Consider the following 24,892-nt stretch of genomic DNA (forward strand, 5'->3'; position numbering starts at 1 on the left):
ACTTATCACTAACTGATTTTTCACAGTTTTAACCGTTCATAAATTACCCTGACACAATCATCTGCATTAAAGTAGATGCCAGTTTCTTTGGTCTGATAAATAACGGTTATCGGTGGCGTCATGGCTTTTCAGGTAAAAATTCATCAAATTCGGGCTTTTGTTGAAGTGGCTCGTCAGGGCAGCATTCGCGGAGCGAGCCGAATGTTGAATATGTCGCAACCGGCACTGAGTAAATCTATTCAGGAGCTGGAAGAAGGGTTAGCGGCGCAACTCTTTTTTCGCCGTAGTAAAGGCGTGACGTTAACTGATGCCGGTGAAAGTTTTTATCAGCACGCCAGTCTTATTCTTGAAGAGCTGCGCGCAGCCCAAGAGGATATTCGCCAACGACAAGGGCAACTGGCAGGGCAGATTAATATCGGCATGGGGGCCAGTATTTCCCGCAGTCTGATGCCAGCTGTCATATCTCGTTTTCATCAGCAGCATCCGCAGGTAAAAGTACGCATTATGGAAGGGCAACTGGTGTCGATGATTAATGAATTGCGTCAGGGAGAATTGGATTTCACCATCAATACCTATTATCAGGGACCGTACGACCACGAATTTACTTTTGAGAAATTACTGGAAAAGCAATTCGCGATCTTTTGCCGCCCGGGACACCCCGCCATTGGTGCCCGTTCGATCAAACAGTTACTGGATTACAGCTGGACAATGCCGACGCCACACGGCAGCTACTACAAACAGTTGAGTGAATTGCTTGACGATCAGGCGCAAACGCCACAGGTCGGTGTAGTCTGCGAGACGTTCTCAGCCTGTATCAGTCTGGTGGCAAAAAGCGATTTTCTCAGCATACTGCCTGAAGAAATGGGCTGCGATCCCTTGCACGGACAGGGGCTGGTGATGTTGCCGGTTAGAGAAATTTTACCGAAAGCGGCCTATTATTTGATTCAGCGGCGTGATAGTCGCCAGACACCACTGACCGCGTCATTAATCACGCAATTCCGGCGAGAATGCGGCTATCTGCAAAGTTAAAACTGCATAAAAAAATAGAGTCTGTCGACATCCGCCAGACTCTACAGTACACACAGCAGTGCATCCGCGTCTTAAATCCGGCATTGTCTCCTCTGCGCCGGTGACTGTGTTATAACGGTTTTAACCTTTAGTTGCCAATTTTCTTCAGTGACAGATTTCACGAAAATATAAGTTACATTATTAATATCGTGAATGAATAATCATGCATAAGCATTTTGCTTAAAATATCGGCAATATTTGGAACTTATTACTGGAATTTTGGGTAATACGTTGTTGGACCGACCCGGTCTGGTTATCATATCGCGCTCTTAATTGCGGGAGGATGTAACATGAACCTTGACGACAAATCGCTGTTTCTTGACGCCATGGAAGATGTCCAGCCGCTGAAACGTGCTACCGATGTCCACTGGCATCCAACGCGTAACCAACGTGCGCCGCAGCGTATCGACACGCTGCAGCTTGATAATTTCCTCACCACCGGATTTCTCGACATTATCCCACTAAGTCAGCCGCTGGAGTTTCGGCGGGAAGGGTTGCAACATGGGGTGCTGGATAAGCTGCGCAGTGGTAAATATCCGCAACAGGCGAGCCTGAATCTTTTGCGCCAGCCGGTGGAAGAGTGCCGCAAAATGGTGTTCAGTTTTATTCAACAAGCCCTGGCGGATGGTTTGCGTAACGTGCTGATTATTCATGGTAAAGGGCGGGATGATAAATCGCATGCCAATATTGTCCGCAGCTATGTGGCGCGCTGGCTGACCGAATTTGATGATGTTCAGGCATATTGCACCGCGCTACCGCATCATGGCGGCAGCGGGGCGTGTTACGTCGCACTACGTAAAACGGCGCAGGCGAAGCAAGAAAACTGGGAGCGCCACGCTAAGCGCAGTCGTTGATCTCGAGACGCATCCGCGGCTTATGCCGCCAGCACGCGGTTGCGTCCATCATTTTTCGCCCGATACAAAGCATCATCAACGCGTTTAAACAGTTCATCGATGCTTTCATTTCCTTCGTGATGCGCCACACCAATGCTGACGGTAAAGCGTGGTAAGCCCGAAATACTCACTTTTGCCACGCTTACGCGGATAGTTTCAGCCAGCGAAAGCGCGGTATCCAGTGGGGTTCTTGGTAGCAATAAGACAAACTCTTCGCCTCCCCAACGAAACACCAAATCGCCTTTGCGAGCGCAACTTTCGAGGGTGCGGGCGAGGGCGCATAACACCTCATCACCTTTAGAATGCCCATAGAGATCGTTAATGTGTTTAAAACGATCGGTGTCGATGAGCAACAAGCTGTAATCCTGAGCGATGGCGAGATGCTGCATTTGGCCTGGTTCCGTAATGTGATAAAACTGTCGCCGATTCAGTAATCCGGTCATCGCGTCATGGTGAGCAGCATGTTCCAGCTGCTCCTCCAGCCGTTTTTGCTCAGTAATATCATGCACAATACATAACATGAGCTTGTCGCCATAAATTTCAATCGGTCCGGCATAGGTCTGCACATGACGAGTAGATCCATCCGCCAGTTTATGAACAAAATTCAAAGGTTTATGACCGCCGGGTAAATGCGAAATTTCATGCATGATAGGCATGACGCGACGCCCGAGCATATTTATTTCCCAGGTATGTTTCTGGCACATCGTTTCATGGTTATAACCATAGAAATTGAGCGCGGCGAGGTTAGCATCGACGATTTGTCCATCTCGTGACGGGTCAATCAACAACATTGGTGCAGAGTTAGTCAGAAAAAAGCGCGCATAAAAACCTTGTTTTTTGCGCTGATAATTTGCCGAGCGACTGGCTTTTAACCCCAGCGTTGCCGGCGCTTCGATACCTTCGAAAATAATCACCGGTTCTGTTTCTGTCAGCTCTCGCAAAACAAGCCGACAGCTTAATGCTGTTTCCTCTTCTTTACGCTGAACAGTGAGGATTTCGATAATATCGTGTTGGTTTTGCAGATCGGAGAGGTATTTCGGCAGTTCTTTTTGTGAGGAGACGGAATAGGGACCGGTTCGTAGCTGACTAAACGTGAGGTCTTGCATCAACAGTCGCGCCGCGCTATTGGCATAAATTAACTGTTCCTCAAAGGGCGAAACGATCCAGACAGGACTGGTGAGTAAGTCCAGGGTATTGAAGTTGTGCGTAATCATTGAGATCCCATTATTTTTATCAATTTTTGTTGCTATCCGATCGCAAAAAAGCCACGTCATATGATCAGATAATTCTGATAATGATAGACGCTATTTAACACTTCACACGGTTTGTATACGGAAAAGCATTTTGCTTTTTGTATTCAATTTAGACAGAATTTTATTAATCATTTCAGGGTAATGGGGTGATGAGATGTTGCGTAACAGGGCCAGAAGGCTAGACTACAAAATAATGCGTTGATGATGGAGGCACTGTGGAAGCGATTAAGGGATCGGACGTTAATGTCCCGGATGCAGTATTTGCCTGGATGCTGGATGGTAGAGGCGGCGTTAAACCGCTGGAAAATACAGATGTGATTGATGAAGCGCATCCCTGCTGGCTCCACCTTAATTATGTACACCATGACAGCGCCCAATGGCTGGCGACAACACCGCTGCTTCCCAATAACGTACGTGATGCGCTGGCGGGCGAGAGCACACGGCCCCGAGTCAGCCGCCTCGGTGAAGGCACGCTTATTACATTGCGCTGTATAAACGGCAGCACCGATGAACGCCCCGATCAACTGGTCGCCATGCGTGTATATATGGACGGGCGGTTAATTGTTTCGACCCGACAACGCAAAGTGCTGGCGCTGGACGATGTGGTGAGCGATCTGGAAGAGGGCACGGGTCCGACCGATTGCGGAGGGTGGCTGGTGGATGTGTGCGATGCGTTGACCGATCATTCCAGCGAATTTATCGAGCAGCTGCACGATAAAATTATCGACCTTGAAGATAATCTCCTTGATCAGCAAATTCCGCCGCGTGGATTCCTGGCTCTGCTGCGCAAACAATTAATTGTGATGCGTCGCTATATGGCACCGCAACGTGATGTCTATGCTCGTCTTGCCAGTGAACGTTTGCCGTGGATGAGCGATGACCAACGCCGTCGGATGCAGGATATTGCCGATCGCCTTGGGCGCGGCCTTGACGAAATCGACGCCTGTATAGCACGGACTGGCGTGATGGCGGATGAAATCGCTCAGGTGATGCAGGAAAATTTAGCTCGTCGTACCTATACAATGTCATTGATGGCAATGGTCTTTTTACCCAGTACCTTTCTGACAGGGTTATTTGGCGTCAACCTTGGTGGGATCCCTGGCGGCGGGTGGCAATTCGGATTTTCAATTTTTTGTATTCTGTTAGTTGTTCTTATTGGTGGTGTTGCTTTATGGTTGCACCGTAGTAAATGGTTGTAACAAAAGCAATTTTTCCGGCTGTCTGTATACAAAAACGCCGCAAAGTTTGAGCGAAGTCAATAAACTCTCTACCCATTCAGGGCAATATCTCCATTGCAGGTGAATGCAACGTCAAGCGATGGGCGTTGCGCTCCATATTGTCTTACTTCCTTTTTTGAATTACTGCATAGCACAATTGATTCGTACGACGCCGACTTTGATGAGTCGGCTTTTTTTTGCCTGTTATTTATCAGCGTCTACCCTTTAAGAGTCCACCCAATGACCGGAGGGAAATATGACGACACTTATTTATTTGCAAATTCCTGTCCCTGAACCGATTCCTGGCGATCCTGTTCCAGTGCCCGATCCGATCCCTCGCCCGCAACCCATGCCTGACCCACCACCCGATGAAGAACCGATTAAATTGTCGCATCGTGAGCGTAGATCTGCGAGGATACGCGCCTGCTAACTTTGCGTCGATGACCACGAGAATAGATTGTGACCGCTTTTTCTACCCTGAATGTTTTGCCTCCCGCCCAACTCACGAACCTTAATGAGTTGGGTTATTTAACCATGACGCCGGTGCAGGCCGCCGCGCTTCCGGCGATCCTTGCCGGAAAAGATGTTCGCGTGCAGGCGAAAACCGGCAGCGGCAAAACGGCGGCTTTTGGCCTCGGCTTGTTACAGCAAATTGATGCGTCGCTATTTCAAACCCAGGCTTTAGTGCTGTGTCCTACGCGTGAACTGGCGGATCAGGTGGCAGGTGAATTGCGTCGGCTGGCGCGTTTTCTGCCAAATACCAAAATTTTGACGTTGTGCGGTGGTCAACCGTTCGGTATGCAGCGTGATTCGTTGCAACATGCGCCGCATATTATCGTGGCAACGCCGGGTCGTTTGCTGGATCACTTGCAAAAAGGCACGGTATCACTGGATGCGCTGAATACTTTGGTGATGGATGAGGCCGACCGCATGCTGGATATGGGATTTAGCGATGCCATTGATGATGTCATCCGTTTTGCGCCTGCATCTCGACAGACGCTTCTGTTTTCGGCAACCTGGCCGGAAGCCATCGCCGCAATCAGCGGACGAGTACAACGCGATCCTTTGGCGATTGAAATTGACTCAACAGATGCTTTGCCACCCATTGAACAACAATTTTATGAGACATCCAGCAAAGGCAAAATTCCTCTGTTGCAACGGTTATTAAGCTTGCATCAGCCATCCTCTTGCGTGGTGTTTTGCAATACCAAAAAAGATTGCCAGGCTGTCTGCGACGCGCTGAATGAAGTAGGGCAAAGTGCATTGTCGTTACACGGCGATCTGGAGCAACGCGATCGCGATCAGACTCTGGTACGTTTTGCTAACGGTAGCGCCCGTGTACTGGTTGCTACTGATGTTGCTGCGCGTGGTCTGGATATTAAATCGCTTGAGCTGGTGGTGAACTTTGAGCTGGCGTGGGACCCTGAAGTTCATGTACATCGCATCGGTCGTACAGCTCGTGCAGGAAATAGCGGTCTGGCGATCAGTTTCTGTGCTCCGGAAGAAGCACAGCGGGCCAATATCATTTCTGACATGTTGCAGATAAAACTTAACTGGCAAACGCCGCCAGCTAATAGTTCCATTGTGCCGCTGGAAGCAGAAATGGCAACGTTGTGTATCGATGGCGGGAAAAAAGCCAAAATGCGCCCGGGTGATGTATTAGGTGCACTGACAGGAGATATCGGGCTTGATGGCGCAGATATTGGCAAAATCGCCGTGCATCCGGCGCATGTCTATGTCGCGGTCCGTCAGGCTGTTGCTCATAAAGCATGGAAACAGTTACAGGGCGGGAAGATTAAAGGAAAAACGTGCCGGGTGCGGTTATTAAAATAATGAAATGTTGAATTGCCGGGTGCAAGAGTAAACATCTTATTCGGGATTGCCGGATGCGACGCTGGCCGCGTCTTATCCGGCCTCCATAAGAGTAGCCCGATACGCTTGCGCATCGGGCGCTATCCTGGTTATTTCACTTCAACCACATTCAGTCGTAACTCATCCAACTGATTTTCATCTTCTTCTGGCTGCCAGCCCGCCGGTTGTAGTGGGATCTCTTCGCGATCAAACGCCAGATCACCCCCGTTAACCACTTCAGAACCGTGGGTAATGCCTTTAAAATCGAACAGGTTGGTATCGCACAGATGCGACGGCACCACATTCTGCATCGCGCTGAACATCGTCTCGATACGCCCTGGATAACGTTTATCCCAGTCACGCAACATGTCAGCAATCACCTGACGTTGCAGGTTAGGCTGTGAACCGCACAGGTTGCACGGAATAATCGGGAACGCTTTTGCATCGGCAAATCGCTGAATATCTTTCTCGCGGCAGTAGGCCAGCGGACGAATAACGATATGTTTGCCATCATCGCTCATCAGTTTCGGAGGCATACCTTTCATCTTGCCGCCGTAGAACATATTTAAGAACAACGTTTGCAGGATATCGTCACGATGGTGACCCAACGCGATCTTCGTCGCCCCCAGTTCCGTTGCGGTACGATAAAGGATACCGCGACGAAGGCGAGAACACAGTGAGCAAGTGGTTTTGCCCTCTGGAATCTTCTCTTTCACGATACCGTAAGTATTCTCTTCAACAATCTTGTACTCAACGCCCAGCTTTTCAAGATACTCGGGCAGAACGTGTTCCGGGAAGCCCGGTTGCTTTTGATCGAGGTTAACAGCCACCAGCGAAAAATTGATTGGCGCGCTTTGCTGCAAATTGCGCAGAATCTCCAGCATGGTATAGCTGTCTTTACCCCCGGAGAGGCAAACCATGATGCGATCGCCTTCTTCAATCATATTGAAGTCAGCAATGGCTTCGCCCACGTTACGACGCAGACGTTTTTGTAATTTGTTCAGATTGTATTGTTCTTTCTTGCTAATTTCTTGATTTTGCGACATTTAAAAGCGACTCAATTCGTTATATGGCATCAGAAGAGTATGCGTCATGCCGGAATGCCCAGCATAAGAAATCTGATATAAAAACAGTGGCGTGTATGGTACGGATTAGAGGGGAAAATGTCAGCACATTTGCGAAATGAATCAAAAAGCCCGCAGCAATGTGCGGGCGTTAGTGTCAGCGCACAACCAGCACGGAGCACTCTGCGTGACGCACGACAGCTGCGGCGTTAGAACCGAGCAGATAAGTGGTGATATCCGGTCGATGGGAAGCAATGATGATCATATGAGCGGGGATCTTCTTCGCCAATTCCAGAATGCGGTCTTTGGGCGAACCTTCCTCAACATGGACATGCACTCTGTCGGTTGGCAGTTTAAATTTTTTAATGATCTCTTCCAGTTGCGATTTGGCTTCCGCTTTCAGGTCATCCATTGCCGGTAATTCTGCGGAATACGCTAAACCCAGAGAGGCATAGTAGGGCAGTGAAGGTATTACCGTCAGGAAATGAACCTCTGCATCATCAATCTTTGCCTCTGCCTCAACGTGGCTAATCACGCGTTGAGTTAATTCTGAATCGGAAATATCGATAGGGACAAGAATCGTTCTGTTCATAAAACCTCCTGTTTTAGTATCCGCATAAAGTGTAACGCCAGATGACACTTTTTGTGTAATGACGGAGTTCACATTTTTAATTTAGATCAAAGGAGGAAGAATAAGCAGAAAAAGCCCGCCATAACAGCGGGCAGGAGGATTTAGAACTGATAAACCAGACCTAAAGCGACAATATCATCGGTAGAGATGCCGTTGGCAGCGTAGAAACTGTCATCTTCATCCAACAGGTTGATTTTATAGTCAACATAAGTGGACATGTTTTTATTGAAATAGTAAGTCGCGCCAACATCGGCGTATTTAACCAGATCTTTATCATCAACACCTGCCGGGTTGTCTGCACCACCGGCAGCGTGCAGGTCACGGCCTTTAGACATCAGGAAAGAGACTGCCGGACGCAGACCAAAATCAAACTGGTACTGTGCAGTGACTTCAAAGTTCTGTGTTTTGTTTGCAACAGCATAATCGCTGTCGCCAAACGGGGTCATATTACGCGTTTCTGAATACATGGTTGCCAGGTAAATATTGTTAGCATCGTATTTTAGCCCAGCAGTCCACGCGTCTGCTTTATCACCACCCGCCGCAGTATGGTTAACCTGGTCATTGGTGCGGTCAGAAGAGGTGTATGCCGCACCAGCGCTAAAGCCCATGCCTAAATCATATGTTGTGGAAAGACCCCAGCCGTCACCGTTTTCATGGCGAACATCACGTCCGTTGTTGGTGCCTTCCTGATCATTACTGGCTCCTTCGTTGTTACCTTGATACTGCACCGCGAAGTTCAGACCATTTACCAGACCGAAGAAATCAGTATTACGATAAGTCGCGACGCCATTGGCTCGACCAGTCATAAAGTTGTCTGCATTGGTATAAGAGTCACCGCCAAATTCAGGCAGCATATCGGTCCAGCCTTCGATGTCGTACATTACGCCATAATTACGTCCGTAATCGAAAGAACCGTAATCTGCAAATTTCAGTCCGGCAAATGCCAGACGGGTCCATGACTGGTTTTTTGAAGATTCAGTGTTGTTTGCCTGAATATTGTATTCCCATTGACCGTAGCCAGTGAGTTGATCGTTAATTTGGGTTTCGCCTTTAAAACCCAGACGCGCATAGCTCTGGTCGCCATCTTTCGCTGAATTATCAGAAAAATAATGCAGGCCATCAACTTTGCCATACAGATCTAATTTGTTGCCGTCTTTATTATAAACTTCGGCTGCATGTGCAGCACCTGCGGCGAGCAGGGCAGGAATTAAAAGTGCCAGTACTTTGCTTTTCATTGAATAAATCCTTTAGTTATTTTATTTGCCTTTTATCCCCATTTCGGGGAGTGAAAACATCCTAAAGGAGAAGTTCAGTTAGCCGATAAATATCATTTGTTACGCCTTAAGTAAAACCTTAATCAAATAATTCCTCTGAAATGATAATAAGTCTGGTGAATGTATCGAAGATAATACATACAAAATAAAAATTATACTTTTAATTTTCTATACGTTATTCTGCGCGGGTTATATGCCTTTATTGTCACAGATTTCATTTTTTGTTGGGCCATTGCATTGCCACTGATTTTCCAACATATAAAAAGACAAGCCCGAACAGTCGTCCGGGCTTTTTTTTAGAATTGGATAATTCTTATCCAGAGCATTTAATCGGTGTTGCTTTTTTCCGCTTTTCCGGCCATTTGTGCCAGGAAGTCATAGCGTTTTTGCAAATCAGCTGCAGCATCTTTCCATAACTGTTCTGCCACTTCTGGCTGCTGCGAATTCAGACGACGGAAACGTTGCTCGTGAAGTAACGTTTCTTCCAGTGCTTCTGACGGCGGGCGTGAATCCAGCGCCAGCGGCAGTTTGCCTTCATCGGCACGACGCGGATCGAAGCGATATAGCGGCCAGAAGCCGGTAGCTGTGAGTTGGCGCATCTGGTCATGGCTGAGTGCCAGATCGTAACCATGCTCTTCACATGGGCTATAAGCGATGATCAGCGATGGTCCCGGATACGCTTCCGCTTCCTGAATCGCTTTCACCGTCTGGTTCACTTGCGCGCCGAGAGAAATCTGCGCCACATAAACATGACCGTACATCATCATACTGACGCCAAGATCTTTACGCGCTTTACGTTTGCCGTGCTCGCCGAACTTAGTTACTGCACCCAGCGGTGTCGCTTTCGACGCCTGACCACCGGTGTTGGAATAGCATTGCGTATCCAGCACCAGAATGTTGACGTTTTCCGTCAAACTCAATACATGATCCAGACCGCCAAAGCCGATATCGTAAGCCCAGCCGTCGCCACCAATCAGCCAGATTGATTTTTCTACCAGTGCATCTGCGTCACGCAGCAGTTCATGTGCTTCGGCAACATCGTTGAGTTGCTGGCGTAAAGCTGCGACCTGTTCTCGACGAACCTCTGGCGTAGCGTCTGATTTCAACGCCGTCAGTAATTCCGCCGGGATTTTATCGGCAAATTGATCCAGCAGACGCAGCACGCGGACACGGTGTTGATCGACCGTCAGGCGGAAACCAAGGCCAAATTCGGCATTATCTTCAAATAGAGAGTTCGCCCATGCCGGCCCGCGACCGTTGGTATCGGTGGTATACGGTGTAGAGGGCAGGTTACCGCCATAAATTGAAGAACAGCCGGTGGCGTTAGCGATCAACATCCGGTCGCCATAGAGCTGAGTCAGCAATTTAATATACGGCGTCTCGCCACAACCGGAACAAGCACCGGAATATTCAAACAGCGGTGTAATCAGCTGCGATGTACGAATATCAATACGTTCCAGTTTGCTACGGTCGATTTCTGGCAGGTTGAGGAAGAAATCGTAATTAATTTTCTCTTCTTCGACATGTTCCAGGCGAGACATCATATTGATGGCTTTAATCTCTGGATTCTGACGGTCTTTCGCCGGGCAAACTTCGACGCACAGGTTACAACCGGTGCAATCTTCCGGAGCCACCTGCAAGACATATTTCTGCCCGCGCATATCACGCGATTTCACATCCAGCGAATGCAGGCTGGCAGGGGCGTTTTCCATCGCTTCAGGCGGTACCACTTTTGCGCGAATAGCTGAGTGTGGGCAAGCGGCAACACAGTGGTTACATTGGGTACAGAGTTCCTCTTTCCAGATGGGGATCTCTTCGGCGATATTGCGTTTTTCCCAGCGTGTAGTGCCCATCGGCCAGGTGCCGTCTGGCGGCAGCGCCGAAACGGGGAGGGCATCACCAAGCCCGGCGAGCATCGCAGCGGTTACGGTTTTCACGAAATCAGGGGCGGCATCGGAAACCACTGGCGGTCGATTGGCGCTGTGCGGATTTACCGGTTGCAACGGAACTTCTTCTACGGATTCACGCGCCAGCGCCAGAGCCTGCCAGTTGCGCTCCACCAGATCCTGGCCTTTGCTACTGTAACTTTTGGCAATCGCACCCTGCAATTCTGCGAGGGCGCTATCGCCAGGCAGAATTTGCGTCAGATGGAAAAAAGCCATCTGCATGACGGTATTAATACGGGCCGCCAGGCCACATTCGCGGGCGATTTTCGCTGCGTTAATCACATAGAAGCGCGCTTTTTTCTGGTTTAGCACGGCCTGAACTTCCTGCGGCAAGCGCGACCACACTTCATCTGCGCTGTACGGCGTGTTGAGCAGGAAAATGCCGCCAGGTTTTAAACGCTCAGCCATCTGATATTTATCGATAAACTGCAATTGGTGGCAGCCAACAAAATCAGCCTGGGAAATGAGATAAGCGGAACGAATCGGCTGTTCGCTCACGCGAAGGTGAGAAACCGTCAGGCCGCCCGCCTTTTTGGAGTCGTAAACAAAATAGCCCTGTGCGTACCACGGCGTGGAATTACCGATAATCTTGATATTGTTTTTGGTCGCGGAAACGCTGCCATCACTACCAAGGCCATAAAACAAGGCTTCCAGTTTCGCCGAGTTTGGCAGGGTGTTTTCCGGCAACGGCAGTGACAGATTGGTCACATCATCGTAAATACCAACCGTAAAGCGCGCTTTCGGTTTAGCCGCGTTGAGCTCGGCAAATACCGCCAGTACACAGTCCGGGCCAAATTCTTTGGATGAAAGACCATAGCGCCCACCAATAACACGGGGCAGAGTTTCGCGCTCGCCATTATTAAAGGCTTCTGCCAGTGCGGTCATTACATCCAGATAGAGCGGTTCTGCCTGGGCACCGGGTTCTTTGGTTCTGTCCAGTACCGCCACGCTGCGTACGGATCCCGGCAGAGCTTGCAGCAAGTGTTTGGCGGAGAAGGGACGGTACAGGCGAACTTTCAGCACGCCAACTTTTTCGCCACGGGTTAGCAATTCATCAACCACTTCTTCACAGGTGCCAATGGCAGAGCCCATCAGGATAATCACCCGTTCCGCTTGCGGATGCCCGTAATATTCAAACGGCTGATACTGACGACCTGTCGCGGCAGAGAAATCATTCATCGCCTGTTCAACATGGTCATAGACCGCGTTGTACCATGGGTTGGTGGCTTCGCGAGACTGGAAATAAGTGTCAGGATTGGCTGACGTACCGCGGATCACCGGATGTTCCGGGTTGAGCGCCCGGGCGCGATGAGCATCAATTTCGGCCTGCGGCATGAGATCAAGAATAGTGTCATCGGCCAGCGGGACAATTTTATTGATTTCGTGGGACGTACGGAAACCATCAAAGAAATGAATAAATGGCACGCGGCTTTTCAGCGTCGCGATGTGCGAAATGAGAGCAAAGTCTTGCGCTTCCTGGACGTTTGCCGCACACAACATCGCGCAACCCGTCTGGCGCACCGCCATGACGTCGGAATGATCGCCAAAAATAGAGAGTGCATGTGTGGCAACGGTACGTGCCGCTACATGCAGGACAAACGGTGTGAGTTCGCCTGCCAGTTTGTACAGCGTCGGGATCATCAGCAGCAAACCCTGCGATGACGTAAACGATGTTGAAAGGGCACCCGTCTGCAAAGCGCCATGCACGGTAGCGATAGCACCCGCTTCCGACTGCATTTCAACCACGCGTGGTGTGTCTCCCCAAACGTTCTTCAAGCCGTTTCCGGCCCAGGCATCAGCCTGTTCTGCCATCGTGGAACTGGGGGTAATAGGGTAGATGGCGATAACTTCACTGGTGCGAAACGCCACCGAAGCAACCGCGCCATTACCGTCAATAGTAATCATATGACACCCTTACATTGCGCAAATGAGGGGCGCACGAAATTGCTGCGCGCCCAGTAGTAATCTTTCAATTTTAGCAAATGGCTTTCTTCTGCATTTTCGCTTTTGTGTCCCCCACATCAGCGTAATGAATGTTTTGATCAAACAGAGGGCAAAAAAATAGCCATAAAAAAGTAAAAATGCGGGGCAACGCGCAGGACAGCTCTCGACGTCGCCCTCTGTGCTGCCTATTATTTATGGCGGTGTCGTTTGGCTTGAAGATCAGAGGAAGAAGAGATGCGAGCAGCGTTTTGGGTAGGGTGTGCCGCTTTATTGTTGTCGGCGTGTAGTAGTGAGCCTGTTCAGCAGGCGACAGCGGCGCACGTAGCGCCAGGTTTAAAAGCGTCGATGTCCAGTAGTGGAGAAGCAAATTGTGCAATGATCGGCGGTTCGCTTTCTGTTGCCCGTCAACTGGATGGTACGGCGATTGGGATGTGTGCATTACCCAACGGCAAACGCTGTAGCGAACAGTCACTTGCCGCCGGGAGCTGTGGCAGCTATTAATTCATTAAATCCGCCAGCTTATAAGTTAATGTCTGTTTCGCGGTCGCCAGCGTTAACTGGTTCGCGGTCAGATCCACTTGTGCACCTTCTTTCAGCATTTCGCTAATGGTGTTATCGAGTTCATTAAGCTGCGGGTTAGCGCACATCATACGGGTCATTGCCAGCCCTTTGGCTGTCAGTTCACCATTAGACAGTTTGCCTTCACCGCTAAAGCGGTTACACATGCTGCCGGAAATCATCATTTTTTCACCAAAGCTGATTTCTGGCGGATTTTTATCGCTGGTCACGGGCTTACCGTTTACGCTTTCCAGCACAAAGCGATGATGCTGTAGCTGTTCTGGCGTAACAGCAATTTTGTCATTACTTACACATCCCGCCATCAGCAGGCTTAGCGCAACAAACGCGGCTACTTTCTTCATTGTTGTTCTCAATTACAGTTTCTGACTCAGGACTATTTTAAGAATAGAGAATGAAAGGTCATTGGGGATTATCTGAATCAGCTCCCCTGGAATGCAGGGGAGCGGCAAGATTAAACCAGTTCGTTCGGGCAGGTTTCGCCTTTTTCCAGATTGCTTAAGTTTTGCAGCGTAGTCTGAGAAATACTGGTCAGAGCTTCTGCTGTCAGGAATGCCTGGTGCCCGGTAAACAGCACGTTGTGGCAGGCAGACAGGCGACGGAATACGTCATCCTGAATTACGTCGTTGGATTTATCTTCAAAGAACAGATCGCGTTCGTTCTCATACACGTCCATACCCAACGAACCAATTTTCTGATTTTTCAGCGCTTCAATTGCTGCCTGAGAATCAATCAATGCACCGCGACTGGTATTGACGATCATCACGCCATTTTTCATCTGATCGAAGGCGGCTTCGTTCAACAGATGGTAGTTTTCCGGTGTCAGCGGGCAGTGCAGAGAGATAACGTCTGATTCAGAGAACAGGGTTGGCAGATCGACATACTCCACACCGAGTTCCAGCGCCGCTGCACTTGGATACGGATCGAACGCCAGCAGACGCATACCAAAACCTTTCAGAATGCGCAGCATCGCCACACCGATTTTACCGGTACCGATAACGCCTGCCGTTTTGCCATACATAGTAAAGCCAGTCAGACCTTCTAGAGAGAAGTTGGCGTCACGGGTACGCTGATACGCGCGGTGAATACGGCGGTTCAGCGTCATCATCATACCGATGGCGTGTTCAGCAACGGCCTCTGGATCATAGGCTGGAACACGGACTACTTTCAGCCCCAGTTCTTTTGCCGCGTCAAGGTCGACGTTGTTGAAACCGGCACAGCGCAGGGCGATATATTTAACGCCGTGCTTTTTCAGCTCTTCCAGCACCGGGCGGCTGCCGTCATCGTTTACGAAAATACATACCGCTTCGCAGCCATTGGCAGTTTTAGCGGTTTTTTCCGTCAGCAGAAAGTCAAAAAATTCCAGCTCAAAGCCAAAGGACTCGTTCACCTGTTGCAGGTACTTCTTGTCGTACTGTTTTGTGCTATAAACGGCGAGTTTCATAAGACTTTCTCCAGTGATGTTGAATCACATTTAAGCTACTAAAAATATTTTACAAAATTTCAAATTTAATTGAAAGCTATGGCGATATTGAAAAATTCATCAACAACTATGCTTAGTGTAGGCGCAACCTTCAACTGAACGGTTAAACATGCCACAATACCCGTATTGAATGCTTAATTTTTCGCTAAATCAGGATATTAACTACCCATGCTGGGTAAATATAAAGCCGTTCTCGCGCTGTTATTACTGATTATTCTTGTGCCGTTGACGCTGCTGATGACGCTCGGGCTGTGGGTTCCCACGCTGGCGGGCATCTGGCTACCGCTCGGGACACGTATTGCATTAGATGAAAGCCCACGCATTACGCGTAAAGGTTTAATCATTCCCGATCTCCGTTATCTGGTGGGAGATTGTCAGCTTGCGCATATCACCAACGCCAGCCTTTCACATCCCAGCCGCTGGTTATTGAACGTCGGCACGGTAGAACTTGATTCTGCTTGTCTGGCGAAATTGCCGCAGACGGAGCAATCGCCAGCCGCTCCAAAAACCCTCGCGCAGTGGCAGTCCATGCTGCCTAACACCTGGATCAATATCGATAAACTGATTTTTTCTCCCTGGCAGGAATGGCAGGGAAAACTCTCTCTCGCATTAACCTCTGATATCCAGCAACTGCGTTATCAGGGCGAAAAAGTTAAATTTCAAGGCCAGCTGAAAGGGCAACAACTTACAGTCAGCGAACTGGATGTCGTCGCGTTTGAAAATCAGCCGCCGGTTAAACTGGTGGGGGAATTTACTATGCCGCTCGTGCCGGATGGACTTCCTGTAAGTGGTCATGCTACTGCGACGTTAAACTTGCCGCAGGAACCGTCACTGGTGGATGCCGAGCTGGACTGGCAGGAAAATAGCGGGCAATTGATCGTGCTGGCACGGGATAACGGCGATCCGTTGCTCGATTTGCCGTGGCAAATTACTCGTCAACAATTGACCGTAAGCGATGGTCGCTGGAGCTGGCCGTATGCAGGTTTTCCTTTGAGTGGCCGACTGGGTGTCAAAGTCGACAACTGGCAGGCAGGGCTTGAGAACGCTCTGGTCAGCGGACGACTGAGTGTGCTGACCCAGGGGCAAGCGGGTAAGGGCAACGCGGTGCTTAATTTTGGCCCAGGAAAATTAAGCATGGATAACAGCCAGCTGCCTCTGCAGCTGACCGGTGAAGCGAAACAGGCGGACCTCATTTTATATGCCCGTTTACCTGCGCAGCTAAGTGGAAGTCTGTCTGACCCAACGCTGACCTTTGAGCCAGGCGCGTTACTTCGTTCAAAGGGAAGAGTCATCGATTCGCTGGACATCGATGAAATCCGCTGGCCTTTAGCGGGTGTAAAAGTCACCCAACGTGGTGTTGACGGACGTTTGCAGGCCATTTTGCAGGCGCATGAAAATGAACTGGGCGATTTCGTGCTGCATATGGATGGGCTGGCGAATGATTTTCTCCCTGACGCTGGCCGCTGGCAGTGGCGCTACTGGGGAAAAGGCAGTTTTACACCGATGAATGCCACCTGGGATGTCGCAGGAAAAGGTGAGTGGCATGACAGCACGATTACGCTGACCGATCTCTCCACCGGTTTCGACCAGTTACAATACGGTACGATGACGGTAGAAAAGCCGCGATTAATTCTCGACAAGCCCGTCGTCTGGGTACGTGACGCACAGCATCCCTCCTTCAGCGGCGCGCTGTCACTGGACGCCGGGCAAACGCTGTTCACTGGCGGCAGTGTGTTACCGCCATCAACCTTAAAATTTAGCGTCGATGGGCGCGATCCGACGTATTTCCTCTTTAAAGGCGATTTACATGCTGGTGAGATTGGCCCGGTTCGGGTAAATGGTCGCTGGGACGGTATTCGTCTGCGCGGTAACGCCTGGTGGCCTAAACAATCACTGACTGTATTCCAGCCGCTGGTGCCACCCGACTGGAAGATGAACTTACGCGATGGTGAACTGTATGCTCAGGTTGCATTTTCTGCTGCGCCTGAACAAGGATTCCGCGCGGGAGGGCACGGCGTGTTGAAAGGCGGTAGTGCCTGGATGCCAGATAATCAGGTCAACGGCGTCGATTTTGTATTGCCGTTCCGTTTTGCCGATGGTGCCTGGCATCTTGGGACTCGCGGACCTGTTACTTTGCGTATTGCCGAAGTCATTAATTTGGTGACAGCGAAAAATATCACTGCTGATTTGCAAGGGCGTTATCCGTGGACAGAAGAAGAACCATTGCTACTGACCGATGTTAGCGTTGATGTTTTGGGCGGTAACGTACTAATGAAACAATTGCGTATGCCGCAGCACGACCCAGCGTTGCTACGCCTGAATAATCTATCGTCCAGCGAACTGGTTAGCGCGGTTAATCCGAAACAGTTTGCTATGTCTGGGGCATTCAGTGGGGCCTTGCCACTATGGCTGAACAATGAAAAATGGATTGTCAAAGATGGCTGGTTGGCAAACTCGGGGCCGATGACGCTGCGTTTGGATAAAGACACTGCAGATGCGGTGGCCAAAGACAATATGACCGCTGGAACTGCCATCAACTGGTTGCGTTATATGGAAATCAGTCGCTCATCAACAAGGATTAATTTAGATAATCTCGGTGTGTTAACCATGCAGGCCAACATTTCGGGCACCAGTCGCGTCGATGGTAAAAGCGGTACGGTAAACCTTAATTATCACCATGAAGAGAATATTTTTACGTTATGGCGCAGTTTACGCTTTGGCGATAATCTCCAGGTATGGCTGGAGCAGAATGCCCAGCTATCGGAAACTGGCTGCCCATCAGGAAAAGAGTGTGAGGAAAAACAATGAAAATAGTGATAGCCGCGTTTGCGTCCTCTTTTATGTTGGTTGGTTGCACGCCTCGCATTGAAGTGGCTGCGCCGAAAGAGCCAATCACCATTAATATGAACGTTAAAATTGAGCATGAAATCATCATTAAAGCGGATAAGGACGTTGAAGACCTGCTCAAAACCCGTAGCGATCTATTTTGAGGTGATGATGAAAAGAACATTACTCATAGCTGTATGGGCCATTGGCCTGATGAGCGACAGTGCAATTGCTTTAACCCTGAACGAAGCCAGAAGTCAGGGGCGGGTAGGTGAAACGCTTAACGGTTACCTAGTGGCGCTACAAACGGATGCCGAAACACAGGCATTAGTAAAAGATATTAATGAAGCTCGTAACCATAGTTACCAACAACTGGCAAAGCAAAATAATGTATCCACTAAAGAGATAGCCAAACTGGCTGGACAAAAGCTTGTTGCTCGCGCGAAGTCGGGGCAATATGTTCAGGGAGTTAATGGTAAATGGTTGCGCAAATAAATTATAGTTGGCTACAAAATGTATCTATTAATGATCTTTTACAGTATTTAAACTGACGTTAGCATGCTTAATTACCGTGGGTATTTCTACAAAAACCTTATATATCCTTCCCTTAAATAACAAATCATTACCAATATATATGTAATCACAAAATATATATACAGCGTCAATGAATTATTAGTGTGTTTTTGTTTTCTGTCGTTAATTTTTAGATTGAAGTGAGTTTTTTGTGGAATATAATTCCATCAACTGTTTTTTTGTATGCTTTTACTTGCCTGATTTTAATATTGATTTTGTGAATTATATAAGCATTTCTTTATTGCTTATTTCACTATGAATATTTACTACGATTTATCTTCAAATTCTGCATGGCTTGTTACGCACGGTCTAGATCTAAGGAATTTTATATGCAAAGGAAAAAATTATTGTCTGTTTGTGTTGCCATGGCGTTAAGTAGCCAGACATGGGCTGCGGATACTTCAATACCCGACTCAACCGAAAAAACACGTAAGTCCAGTAAGATAACATGTCCGGCAAATATTCATTCCCTGAGCAAAGAGCAGCTAGAAAATTTATCCGCGGAGTGCAGAGAAAATAAAGATAGTGCAGTTTTACCATGGGCAGCTGCAGGTCTTGCTGCAGTAGCTACGGGAATTGCTATATATACCTTAAGTGACGATGACAATCACCACCATAATAACTCCCCAGTTCCGGATGATGGCGGTGATACGCCTGTTCCGCCAGACGACGGCGGTGATACGCCGGTTCCGCCAGATGACGGCGGTGATACGCCTGTTCCGCCAGACGACGGCGGTGATAGGCCGGTTCCGCCAGATGACGGCGGTGATACGCCAGTTCCGCCAGATGACGGCGGTGATACGCCAGTTCCTCCAGATGACGGCGATGATACGCCGGTTCCGCCAGATGACGGCGGTGATACGCCAGTTCCGCCAGATGACGGCGGTGATACGCCAGTTCCGCCAGATGACGGCGGTGATACGCCGGTTCCACCAGATGACGGCGGTGATACGCCTGTTCCACCAGATGATGGCGGTGATACGCCAGTTCCACCAGATGATGGCGGTGATACGCCAGTTCCAGACGACGGCGGTGATACGCCTGTTCCGCCAGACGATGGTGGCGATACCCCGGTTAAACACGATCCTGTCGTCTATAAAAATGACGTAACCTGGGATCAGGACGCGAAAACCGTCAAAATTCGCGAAACCACCTTTACCTACAGCCAAAATGCCGATGGGAGTTACACCTTAACCGCGCCTGATGGCCTGACGACGATAGTCAAGGGCTGGACAGTCCATGACGACAGCAACACCGTCATCTTTGATGGCGTAAATACGGCAGGTGGCATCACCTGGAGCTACGACGATGATGGGCTCATCCATATCACTAAAGAGGCCGGTGTCGTTGTTGATGGCACAACCGGAACTGCGATTGATTTTGGTAATGCGATCATCACCGATCAGGGCGGCAATACGGCGCTGAATGGCGGTACTGTCATGACGGTTGAGGGTGACAACATCACCCTCAACAACGACGGTAAAACGACCGCCATCGGCGAGGGTTCGGTCGTTGGTATCCTTACTGGTGACGATATCACTATCAATAACAACGGCGAGACGGAAGTTGACGGCGGTACCGCAGTAATCATCAATGGCGATAATGCTACGCTGAACACTGCGGGCGACTCGACCATCACCAATGGTGGTACGGGTAGCCTTATCAATGGCGATAATGCGCGGGTCGATAATCAAGGTACCATGAGCGTTGACGGTGAGAATTCCACTGGCTCGAAAATTGTCGGTGACGGTGCCACCATCAAACAGGAAGGCGACTTATACGTAAGCGGTGATGCGCACGGTATTGACGTTGACGGCAATGATACGTTCGTTAGCAACAAAGGTAATATTACGGTCATCGAAGATAACTCTATTGGCATGCTGCTTGATGGTGATGGCGTCAGCGTGATCAACATGGGCGACCTCAATGTTGGTCAGGCCGCAGCGGGTGAAAATGCCATTGGCATTCAGATCGACGGTGATAATGCGACATTTGTTAACGTTGGTGATATTTCCGCGACCAATGCCGGAACCGGTGTCAGCGTTGCTGGGGATAAAGCTAATATTTCACTCGCGGGTGGGTTAGACGTTGGGGATTTCTCCACCGGTCTTGATGTCTCTGGCAATAATAACAACATGACGCTGGCGACTTATGAGCTGAATGTGACAGGGCAAAAAGCGACGGGTGTTAATGTTTCGGGTGATGGCAATACGATTGAAATCGCAGGCAGCATTCTGGTTGATAAAGATCAGAAAGCCGATAATGCGCAACCTTACTTCTTTAATCCCTCAACCGGCGTAAATATCAGCGGTAATAACAATGACGTCACGCTGGATGGTCAGTTAACCGTTGTTGCTGATAGCGAAACCACTACGCGTTCCTATGCAAGTTACGACGGTGCTCAGGAGCACATTGCGGGTATTGTTATTGCTGGCGATGACAATACCTTCACGCTTAATGGCGGTGTCCATTTTGTCGGTGAAAAAAATGTCATGGATGATGGCTCAAAACCTGCCGCATCTCGTCGTGGTATCGGAGATACACCGCTTATCAGCGTTGATGGGCATTCCTCAGTCTACCTCAATGGTGAGTCAACCATCAGCGGTGAGTTCCCGCTGGGTTTCGAAAATCTCATTCAACTGAGTAATGGCGCGGAGCTGGAGATTGGCGCTGACGCAACGTTTGATATGAGCGATGTGGATTCCTTCACCTATTATTATCGCGTAGCGTTATCCACCATTAGTATTGATTCTGGTGCGAAGGCGACAAACAACGGTGAAGTGGAACTGAAAAATATCGGTTTTGCGGCTGCCTGGAATAAAGATTCAACGGTCATCAATAACGGATCCATTGGCCTGGCGATGTACGATTTTGGTACCGACCCGGCGCCAAAAGTCGTTGACGTTGAATATGGGGGTATTGGCGTTAACAATGGCACCTTGACCACCAAAATGATGAATCAGCACAGTGTGCTGAATTATCCGGCAGAGTGGAACTTGTCTGATGGTACCTCTTTCAATAACAAAGCATTAGGGCTGACAGGTATGCTTGGCAGCTACTCGTCATCCATTCTGAACGGCGAAACGGGCATTATTGATATGTATGGCCGTGGTAGCGTGGGGATGTTAGTCATCGATAAATCAACCGCGGATAACGAAGGGCAAATCACCCTGGATACGCTGTGGGTCGATGAAAATGATGAGACATCGCTGCGTAATAATATCGCCAATAGCACAGCGAAAGATTTCGGTGTGGGAATGGCCTCGGGTACCGATGCTTATAATGGGGCATTAACCAAAGCCACGGCTACCAACCACGAAACAGGCGTAATTACCGTCTACAACGCGGGTGCGGGGATGGCGGCGTATGGTAATACCAATACGGTCATTAACCAGGGTACGATCAACTTGGAGAAAAATGAAAATTACAACGATTCCCTCGGTGTGAATAAACTCGTTGGCATGGCGGTTTATCACGAAGGCACCGCCATTAATGACCAGACAGGCGTAATTAACATCAACGCGGAAAATGGTCAGGCATTCTATAACGATGGCACTGGACTTATTATCAACTATGGCACCATTTGTACCTTTGGTGTTTGCCAGGGGGCTGATGAGTATAATCCGACGGATAATTATATCGCCGATTTGTATGATGATGGCGATGTATTAAGCTCTGCGGGTGAGACCGTATTATTATCGTCAGGTGCGATTATCAACGGGGATGTCACCAGTGCGGGTACCGTTAAAAATGGAACGATCAGGATACTCGAAAACGGCACGCTGGTTAACGAGGAAAGCGGAGCAATCAATTCGGCCATCGTCGTGAATGCAGGCGGTGCGTTAACCAATGAGGGTGTGTTGAACACGGTGACTCTGGAAGGGGGAACCTTTAATAACAACGGCACGCTTAATGACGTCGTCAAAATTGAGAAAAACAGCAACGCGGTAATTAATAACACCGGTTCCCTGTCAACCTTACAGCTTAACGATGGTACGGTGAATAACAGCGGTATTGCGTCGGCGCGCGTTAACGCTCAGGGCGATGCGGTATTCAATAACCTTGCAGGCGGCGAGGCGCGTAAAGGCGCGATTCTCTATAACTCTGCGGTAGTGAATAACGCGGGTACCTGGAAAATGGGTTATCAGGATGAAAACAACAATGCCGGGACGCTGGATATTGACGATAAGTCAACGTTCAACAACAGCGGCAAACTCATCCTTGATAACAGCAAAAACGCCATTCGCTTCCAGGGCAGCAATGCTAACGCCACGTTATATAACACCGGTGAAATGACGCTGGATGCCGCATTAGGTGCGGGCGCTATTCACTACGACGATGGCGCCAGCCAGTTTATTAATAAGGGCGTGGTGGATGCGAAAGTCACCGTGGCGGTAAGTACTGCCGGTGCGACAGAAAGCGATGCCTTCTTGTGGAACCAGGATGGCGGGGTCATCAACTTCGATAAAGATAACGCCAGCGCGGTTAAGTTCACCCACAGCAACTATGTTGCGCTGAACGATGGCGTAATGAACATCAGCGGCAACAATGCCGTGGCGATGGAAGGCGATAAAAACGCACAACTGGTTAACAACGGTGTTATCAATCTCGGCACCGAAGGCACCACCGATACCGGGTTGACTGGTATGCAACTGGATGCCAACGCTACCGCAGACGCGGTGATTGAGAACAATGGCACGATTAATATCTATGCTAACGATTCGTTTGCATTCAGTGTATTGGGAACACAAGGCCATATCGTTAACAATGGTACGGTGGTGATTGCCGATGGCGTGACCGGTTCGGGGTTGATTAAGCAGGGCGACAGCGTGAATGTGGAAGGGGTGAACGGCAACAGCGGTAACAATACCGAAGTGCATTACACCGACTACACGTTGCCGGACATGCCAAGCTCTTACACCACTTCACCTTTCAGTGAAACGACTGATAGCGGTAGTAGCGATGGCAGCAGTAACAATCTTAACGGCTATATCGTCGGTACCAACGTTGATGGCAGCGCCGGTAAACTGAAGGTCAACAACGCCAGCATGAATGGTGTCGGGATCAACACCGGGTTCGCCGCCGGTACGGCAGACACCACGGTCAGTTTCGACAACGTGGTGGAAGGCATCAACCTGACCGACGCCGATGCCATCACCTCAACGTCCGTGGTATGGACCGCCAAAGGCAGCACCGATGCCAGCGGCAACGTTGACGTCATCATGAGCAAAAACGCCTACACCGATGTGGCGACCGATGCTTCGGTGAACGATGTGGCGAAGGCACTGGATGCGGGTTACACCAATAACGAGCTGTATACCAGCCTGAACGTGGGCACCACTGCTGAACTGAATAGCGCCCTGAAGCAGGTGAGCGGTAGCCAGGCGACCACGGTATTCCGTGAAGCGCGTGTGTTAAGCAACCGCTTCAGCATGCTGGCGGATGCCGCGCCGAAGGTGGGTAACGGTCTGGCGTTCAACGTTGTTGCGAAAGGCGATCCACGTGCCGAGTTAGGTAATAATACCGAATACGACATGCTGGCATTGCGTAAAACCATCGACCTGAGCGAAAGCCAGACGATGAGTCTGGAGTACGGTATCGCTCGTCTCGATGGTGATGGTGCGCAGAAAGCGGGTGATAATGGCGTCACAGGTGGTTATAGCCAGTTCTTTGGCCTGAAACATCAGATGTCCTTCGACAACGGCATGAACTGGAATAACGCATTGCGTTATGACGTTCACAACCTTGACAGTAGCCGTTCGATTGCATTTAGCAACACAAACAAAACGGCTGATACCGACGTGAAGCAGCAGTACCTGGAGTTCCGCAGCGAAGGGGCGAAGACTTTCGAACCGAGCGAAGGACTGAAGGTTACGCCATATGCGGGTGTAAAACTGCGTCACACACTGGAAGGTGGCTATCAGGAGCGCAATGCCGGAGACTTTAACCTGAATATGAACAGTGGCAGCGAAACGGCGGTGGACAGCATCGTCGGGTTGAAACTGGATTACGCAGGTAAAGACGGCTGGAGCGCTAGCGCTACGCTGGAAGGCGGGCCGAACCTGAGCTACGCGAAGAGCCAGCGCACGGCAAGCCTTGCAGGGGCAGGCAGCCAGCACTTTAACGTCGATGACGGTCAGAAGGGCGGCGGTATCAACAGCCTGGCGAGCGTCGGCGTGAAGTACAGTAGCAAAGAAAGTTCGCTGAATCTGGATGCGTATCACTGGAAAGAGGACGGCATCAGCGACAAAGGCGTGATGCTGAACTTTAAGAAAACGTTCTAATTTTTAGCA

18 protein-coding genes are annotated in these 24,892 nt (G+C 49.6%); 11 read left to right on the forward strand and 7 right to left on the reverse strand.

The genetic code is table 11. The features are described from left to right. The first annotated feature begins 120 nt into the window (after nucleotides 1-120). Together HUZ68_RS10725 and smrA are read left to right on the forward strand one after the other, a co-directional pair. On the forward strand, nucleotides 121-1,029 hold the full coding sequence (locus HUZ68_RS10725) for a LysR family transcriptional regulator (RefSeq protein WP_016247157.1): 909 nt from the start codon (nucleotides 121-123) through the stop codon (nucleotides 1,027-1,029). Nucleotides 1,030-1,358: 329 nt separating this feature from the next. After that, a complete protein-coding gene (gene smrA / locus HUZ68_RS10730) occupies nucleotides 1,359-1,922 on the forward strand; it encodes a DNA endonuclease SmrA (protein WP_001046829.1) in 564 nt (187 codons plus the stop codon). 20 nt (nucleotides 1,923-1,942) lie between these two features. Here the strand turns inward: smrA and dgcM are convergent, their stop codons facing one another. Further along, nucleotides 1,943-3,175: a diguanylate cyclase DgcM gene (dgcM, locus tag HUZ68_RS10735; protein WP_000628065.1), complete on the reverse strand. Its 1,233-nt coding sequence runs from the start codon at nucleotides 3,173-3,175 to the stop codon at nucleotides 1,943-1,945. 193 nt (nucleotides 3,176-3,368) lie between these two features. On the opposite strand from dgcM, the gene ydaN reads away from it, so the two are divergent. The 4 genes from ydaN (at nucleotide 3,369) to dbpA (ending at nucleotide 6,264) form a co-directional block, all read left to right on the forward strand. After that, complete coding sequence (ydaN, locus tag HUZ68_RS10740; RefSeq protein WP_211180494.1) at nucleotides 3,369-3,416, forward strand: protein YnaN; 48 nt, start codon at nucleotides 3,369-3,371, stop codon at nucleotides 3,414-3,416. Between the two features lie 13 nt (nucleotides 3,417-3,429). Continuing rightward, nucleotides 3,430-4,413 carry a zinc transporter ZntB gene (zntB, locus tag HUZ68_RS10745; protein WP_000387388.1) on the forward strand — a complete coding sequence of 328 codons (984 nt, stop codon included), beginning with the start codon at nucleotides 3,430-3,432 and terminating at the stop codon, nucleotides 4,411-4,413. A 274-nt stretch (nucleotides 4,414-4,687) separates the two neighbouring features. Continuing rightward, the gene (ynaL, locus tag HUZ68_RS24935) at nucleotides 4,688-4,861 is read left to right on the forward strand and encodes a proline-rich small protein YnaL (RefSeq protein WP_001296046.1); all 174 of its coding nucleotides are present in this window, start codon (nucleotides 4,688-4,690) and stop codon (nucleotides 4,859-4,861) included. Between the two features lie 29 nt (nucleotides 4,862-4,890). Beyond that, nucleotides 4,891-6,264 (forward strand): ATP-dependent RNA helicase DbpA, encoded by a 1,374-nt coding sequence (gene dbpA, locus HUZ68_RS10750; protein WP_000123745.1) that lies wholly within the window; start codon nucleotides 4,891-4,893, stop codon nucleotides 6,262-6,264. Between the two features lie 128 nt (nucleotides 6,265-6,392). Here dbpA and ttcA read toward each other — a convergent pair whose 3' ends face one another. The 4 genes from ttcA to nifJ form a co-directional block, all read right to left on the reverse strand. Further along, the gene (ttcA, locus tag HUZ68_RS10755) at nucleotides 6,393-7,328 is read right to left on the reverse strand and encodes a tRNA 2-thiocytidine(32) synthetase TtcA (protein WP_000081418.1); all 936 of its coding nucleotides are present in this window, start codon (nucleotides 7,326-7,328) and stop codon (nucleotides 6,393-6,395) included. Between the two features lie 175 nt (nucleotides 7,329-7,503). Beyond that, nucleotides 7,504-7,938 carry a universal stress protein UspF gene (gene uspF, locus HUZ68_RS10760; RefSeq protein ID WP_001295593.1) on the reverse strand — a complete coding sequence of 145 codons (435 nt, stop codon included), beginning with the start codon at nucleotides 7,936-7,938 and terminating at the stop codon, nucleotides 7,504-7,506. Between the two features lie 140 nt (nucleotides 7,939-8,078). After that, on the reverse strand, nucleotides 8,079-9,212 hold the full coding sequence (ompN, locus tag HUZ68_RS10765) for a porin OmpN (protein WP_033814793.1): 1,134 nt from the start codon (nucleotides 9,210-9,212) through the stop codon (nucleotides 8,079-8,081). Between the two features lie 365 nt (nucleotides 9,213-9,577). Further along, complete coding sequence (nifJ, locus tag HUZ68_RS10770; RefSeq protein ID WP_239594183.1) at nucleotides 9,578-13,102, reverse strand: pyruvate:ferredoxin (flavodoxin) oxidoreductase; 3,525 nt, start codon at nucleotides 13,100-13,102, stop codon at nucleotides 9,578-9,580. A gap of 273 nt (nucleotides 13,103-13,375) precedes the next feature. Between nifJ and HUZ68_RS10775 the strand changes: the two genes are divergently transcribed. Next, nucleotides 13,376-13,642 carry a putative hemolysin gene (locus HUZ68_RS10775; RefSeq protein ID WP_001295715.1) on the forward strand — a complete coding sequence of 89 codons (267 nt, stop codon included), beginning with the start codon at nucleotides 13,376-13,378 and terminating at the stop codon, nucleotides 13,640-13,642. On the opposite strand, the gene hslJ is transcribed toward HUZ68_RS10775, so the two are convergent. Together hslJ and ldhA are read right to left on the reverse strand one after the other, a co-directional pair. After that, nucleotides 13,639-14,061 carry a heat shock protein HslJ gene (hslJ, locus tag HUZ68_RS10780; protein WP_001298828.1) on the reverse strand — a complete coding sequence of 141 codons (423 nt, stop codon included), beginning with the start codon at nucleotides 14,059-14,061 and terminating at the stop codon, nucleotides 13,639-13,641. The two genes, HUZ68_RS10775 and hslJ, sit on opposite strands and share 4 nt — an antisense overlap. A gap of 110 nt (nucleotides 14,062-14,171) precedes the next feature. Beyond that, nucleotides 14,172-15,161, reverse strand: a complete 990-nt coding sequence (gene ldhA, locus HUZ68_RS10785; protein ID WP_000762229.1) for a D-lactate dehydrogenase — start codon at nucleotides 15,159-15,161, stop codon at nucleotides 14,172-14,174. Nucleotides 15,162-15,368: 207 nt separating this feature from the next. Between ldhA and HUZ68_RS10790 the strand changes: the two genes are divergently transcribed. The 4 genes from HUZ68_RS10790 to HUZ68_RS10805 all read left to right on the forward strand — a co-directional run bounded on the left by HUZ68_RS10790 (nucleotide 15,369) and on the right by HUZ68_RS10805 (nucleotide 24,883). Further along, on the forward strand, nucleotides 15,369-18,008 hold the full coding sequence (locus HUZ68_RS10790; RefSeq protein ID WP_239594184.1) for a YdbH family protein: 2,640 nt from the start codon (nucleotides 15,369-15,371) through the stop codon (nucleotides 18,006-18,008). After that, on the forward strand, nucleotides 18,005-18,190 hold the full coding sequence (locus tag HUZ68_RS10795; RefSeq protein WP_000706310.1) for a YnbE family lipoprotein: 186 nt from the start codon (nucleotides 18,005-18,007) through the stop codon (nucleotides 18,188-18,190). Before HUZ68_RS10790 ends, HUZ68_RS10795 begins: the two co-directional genes overlap by 4 nt. Before the next feature lie 7 nt (nucleotides 18,191-18,197). Beyond that, the gene (locus HUZ68_RS10800; protein WP_000831637.1) at nucleotides 18,198-18,521 is read left to right on the forward strand and encodes a YdbL family probable chaperone protein; all 324 of its coding nucleotides are present in this window, start codon (nucleotides 18,198-18,200) and stop codon (nucleotides 18,519-18,521) included. A gap of 407 nt (nucleotides 18,522-18,928) precedes the next feature. Further along, nucleotides 18,929-24,883 carry a BigA/YdbA N-terminal beta-barrel domain-containing protein gene (locus HUZ68_RS10805; protein ID WP_239594185.1) on the forward strand — a complete coding sequence of 1,985 codons (5,955 nt, stop codon included), beginning with the start codon at nucleotides 18,929-18,931 and terminating at the stop codon, nucleotides 24,881-24,883. Nucleotides 24,884-24,892 lie beyond the last annotated feature (9 nt).

The organism is Shigella dysenteriae, from assembly GCF_022354085.1.
In the GTDB taxonomy this organism is placed as follows: Bacteria; Pseudomonadota; Gammaproteobacteria; order Enterobacterales; family Enterobacteriaceae; genus Escherichia; species Escherichia coli.

What these genes read in the sequence shown, in the direction of transcription:
- HUZ68_RS10800 (WP_000831637.1), top strand. Translation starts at nt 18,198, where the DNA reads ATGAAAAGAACATTACTCATAGCTGTATGGGCCATTGGCCTGATGAGC.
- dgcM (WP_000628065.1), bottom strand. Translation starts at nt 3,175, where the DNA reads ATGATTACGCACAACTTCAATACCCTGGACTTACTCACCAGTCCTGTC.
- hslJ (WP_001298828.1), bottom strand. Translation starts at nt 14,061, where the DNA reads ATGAAGAAAGTAGCCGCGTTTGTTGCGCTAAGCCTGCTGATGGCGGGA.
- ompN (WP_033814793.1), bottom strand. Translation starts at nt 9,212, where the DNA reads ATGAAAAGCAAAGTACTGGCACTTTTAATTCCTGCCCTGCTCGCCGCA.
- ttcA (WP_000081418.1), bottom strand. Translation starts at nt 7,328, where the DNA reads ATGTCGCAAAATCAAGAAATTAGCAAGAAAGAACAATACAATCTGAAC.
- uspF (WP_001295593.1), bottom strand. Translation starts at nt 7,938, where the DNA reads ATGAACAGAACGATTCTTGTCCCTATCGATATTTCCGATTCAGAATTA.
- smrA (WP_001046829.1), top strand. Translation starts at nt 1,359, where the DNA reads ATGAACCTTGACGACAAATCGCTGTTTCTTGACGCCATGGAAGATGTC.
- HUZ68_RS10775 (WP_001295715.1), top strand. Translation starts at nt 13,376, where the DNA reads ATGCGAGCAGCGTTTTGGGTAGGGTGTGCCGCTTTATTGTTGTCGGCG.
- ldhA (WP_000762229.1), bottom strand. Translation starts at nt 15,161, where the DNA reads ATGAAACTCGCCGTTTATAGCACAAAACAGTACGACAAGAAGTACCTG.
- HUZ68_RS10725 (WP_016247157.1), top strand. Translation starts at nt 121, where the DNA reads ATGGCTTTTCAGGTAAAAATTCATCAAATTCGGGCTTTTGTTGAAGTG.
- HUZ68_RS10805 (WP_239594185.1), top strand. Translation starts at nt 18,929, where the DNA reads ATGCAAAGGAAAAAATTATTGTCTGTTTGTGTTGCCATGGCGTTAAGT.
- HUZ68_RS10790 (WP_239594184.1), top strand. Translation starts at nt 15,369, where the DNA reads ATGCTGGGTAAATATAAAGCCGTTCTCGCGCTGTTATTACTGATTATT.
- ynaL (WP_001296046.1), top strand. Translation starts at nt 4,688, where the DNA reads ATGACGACACTTATTTATTTGCAAATTCCTGTCCCTGAACCGATTCCT.
- nifJ (WP_239594183.1), bottom strand. Translation starts at nt 13,102, where the DNA reads ATGATTACTATTGACGGTAATGGCGCGGTTGCTTCGGTGGCGTTTCGC.
- HUZ68_RS10795 (WP_000706310.1), top strand. Translation starts at nt 18,005, where the DNA reads ATGAAAATAGTGATAGCCGCGTTTGCGTCCTCTTTTATGTTGGTTGGT.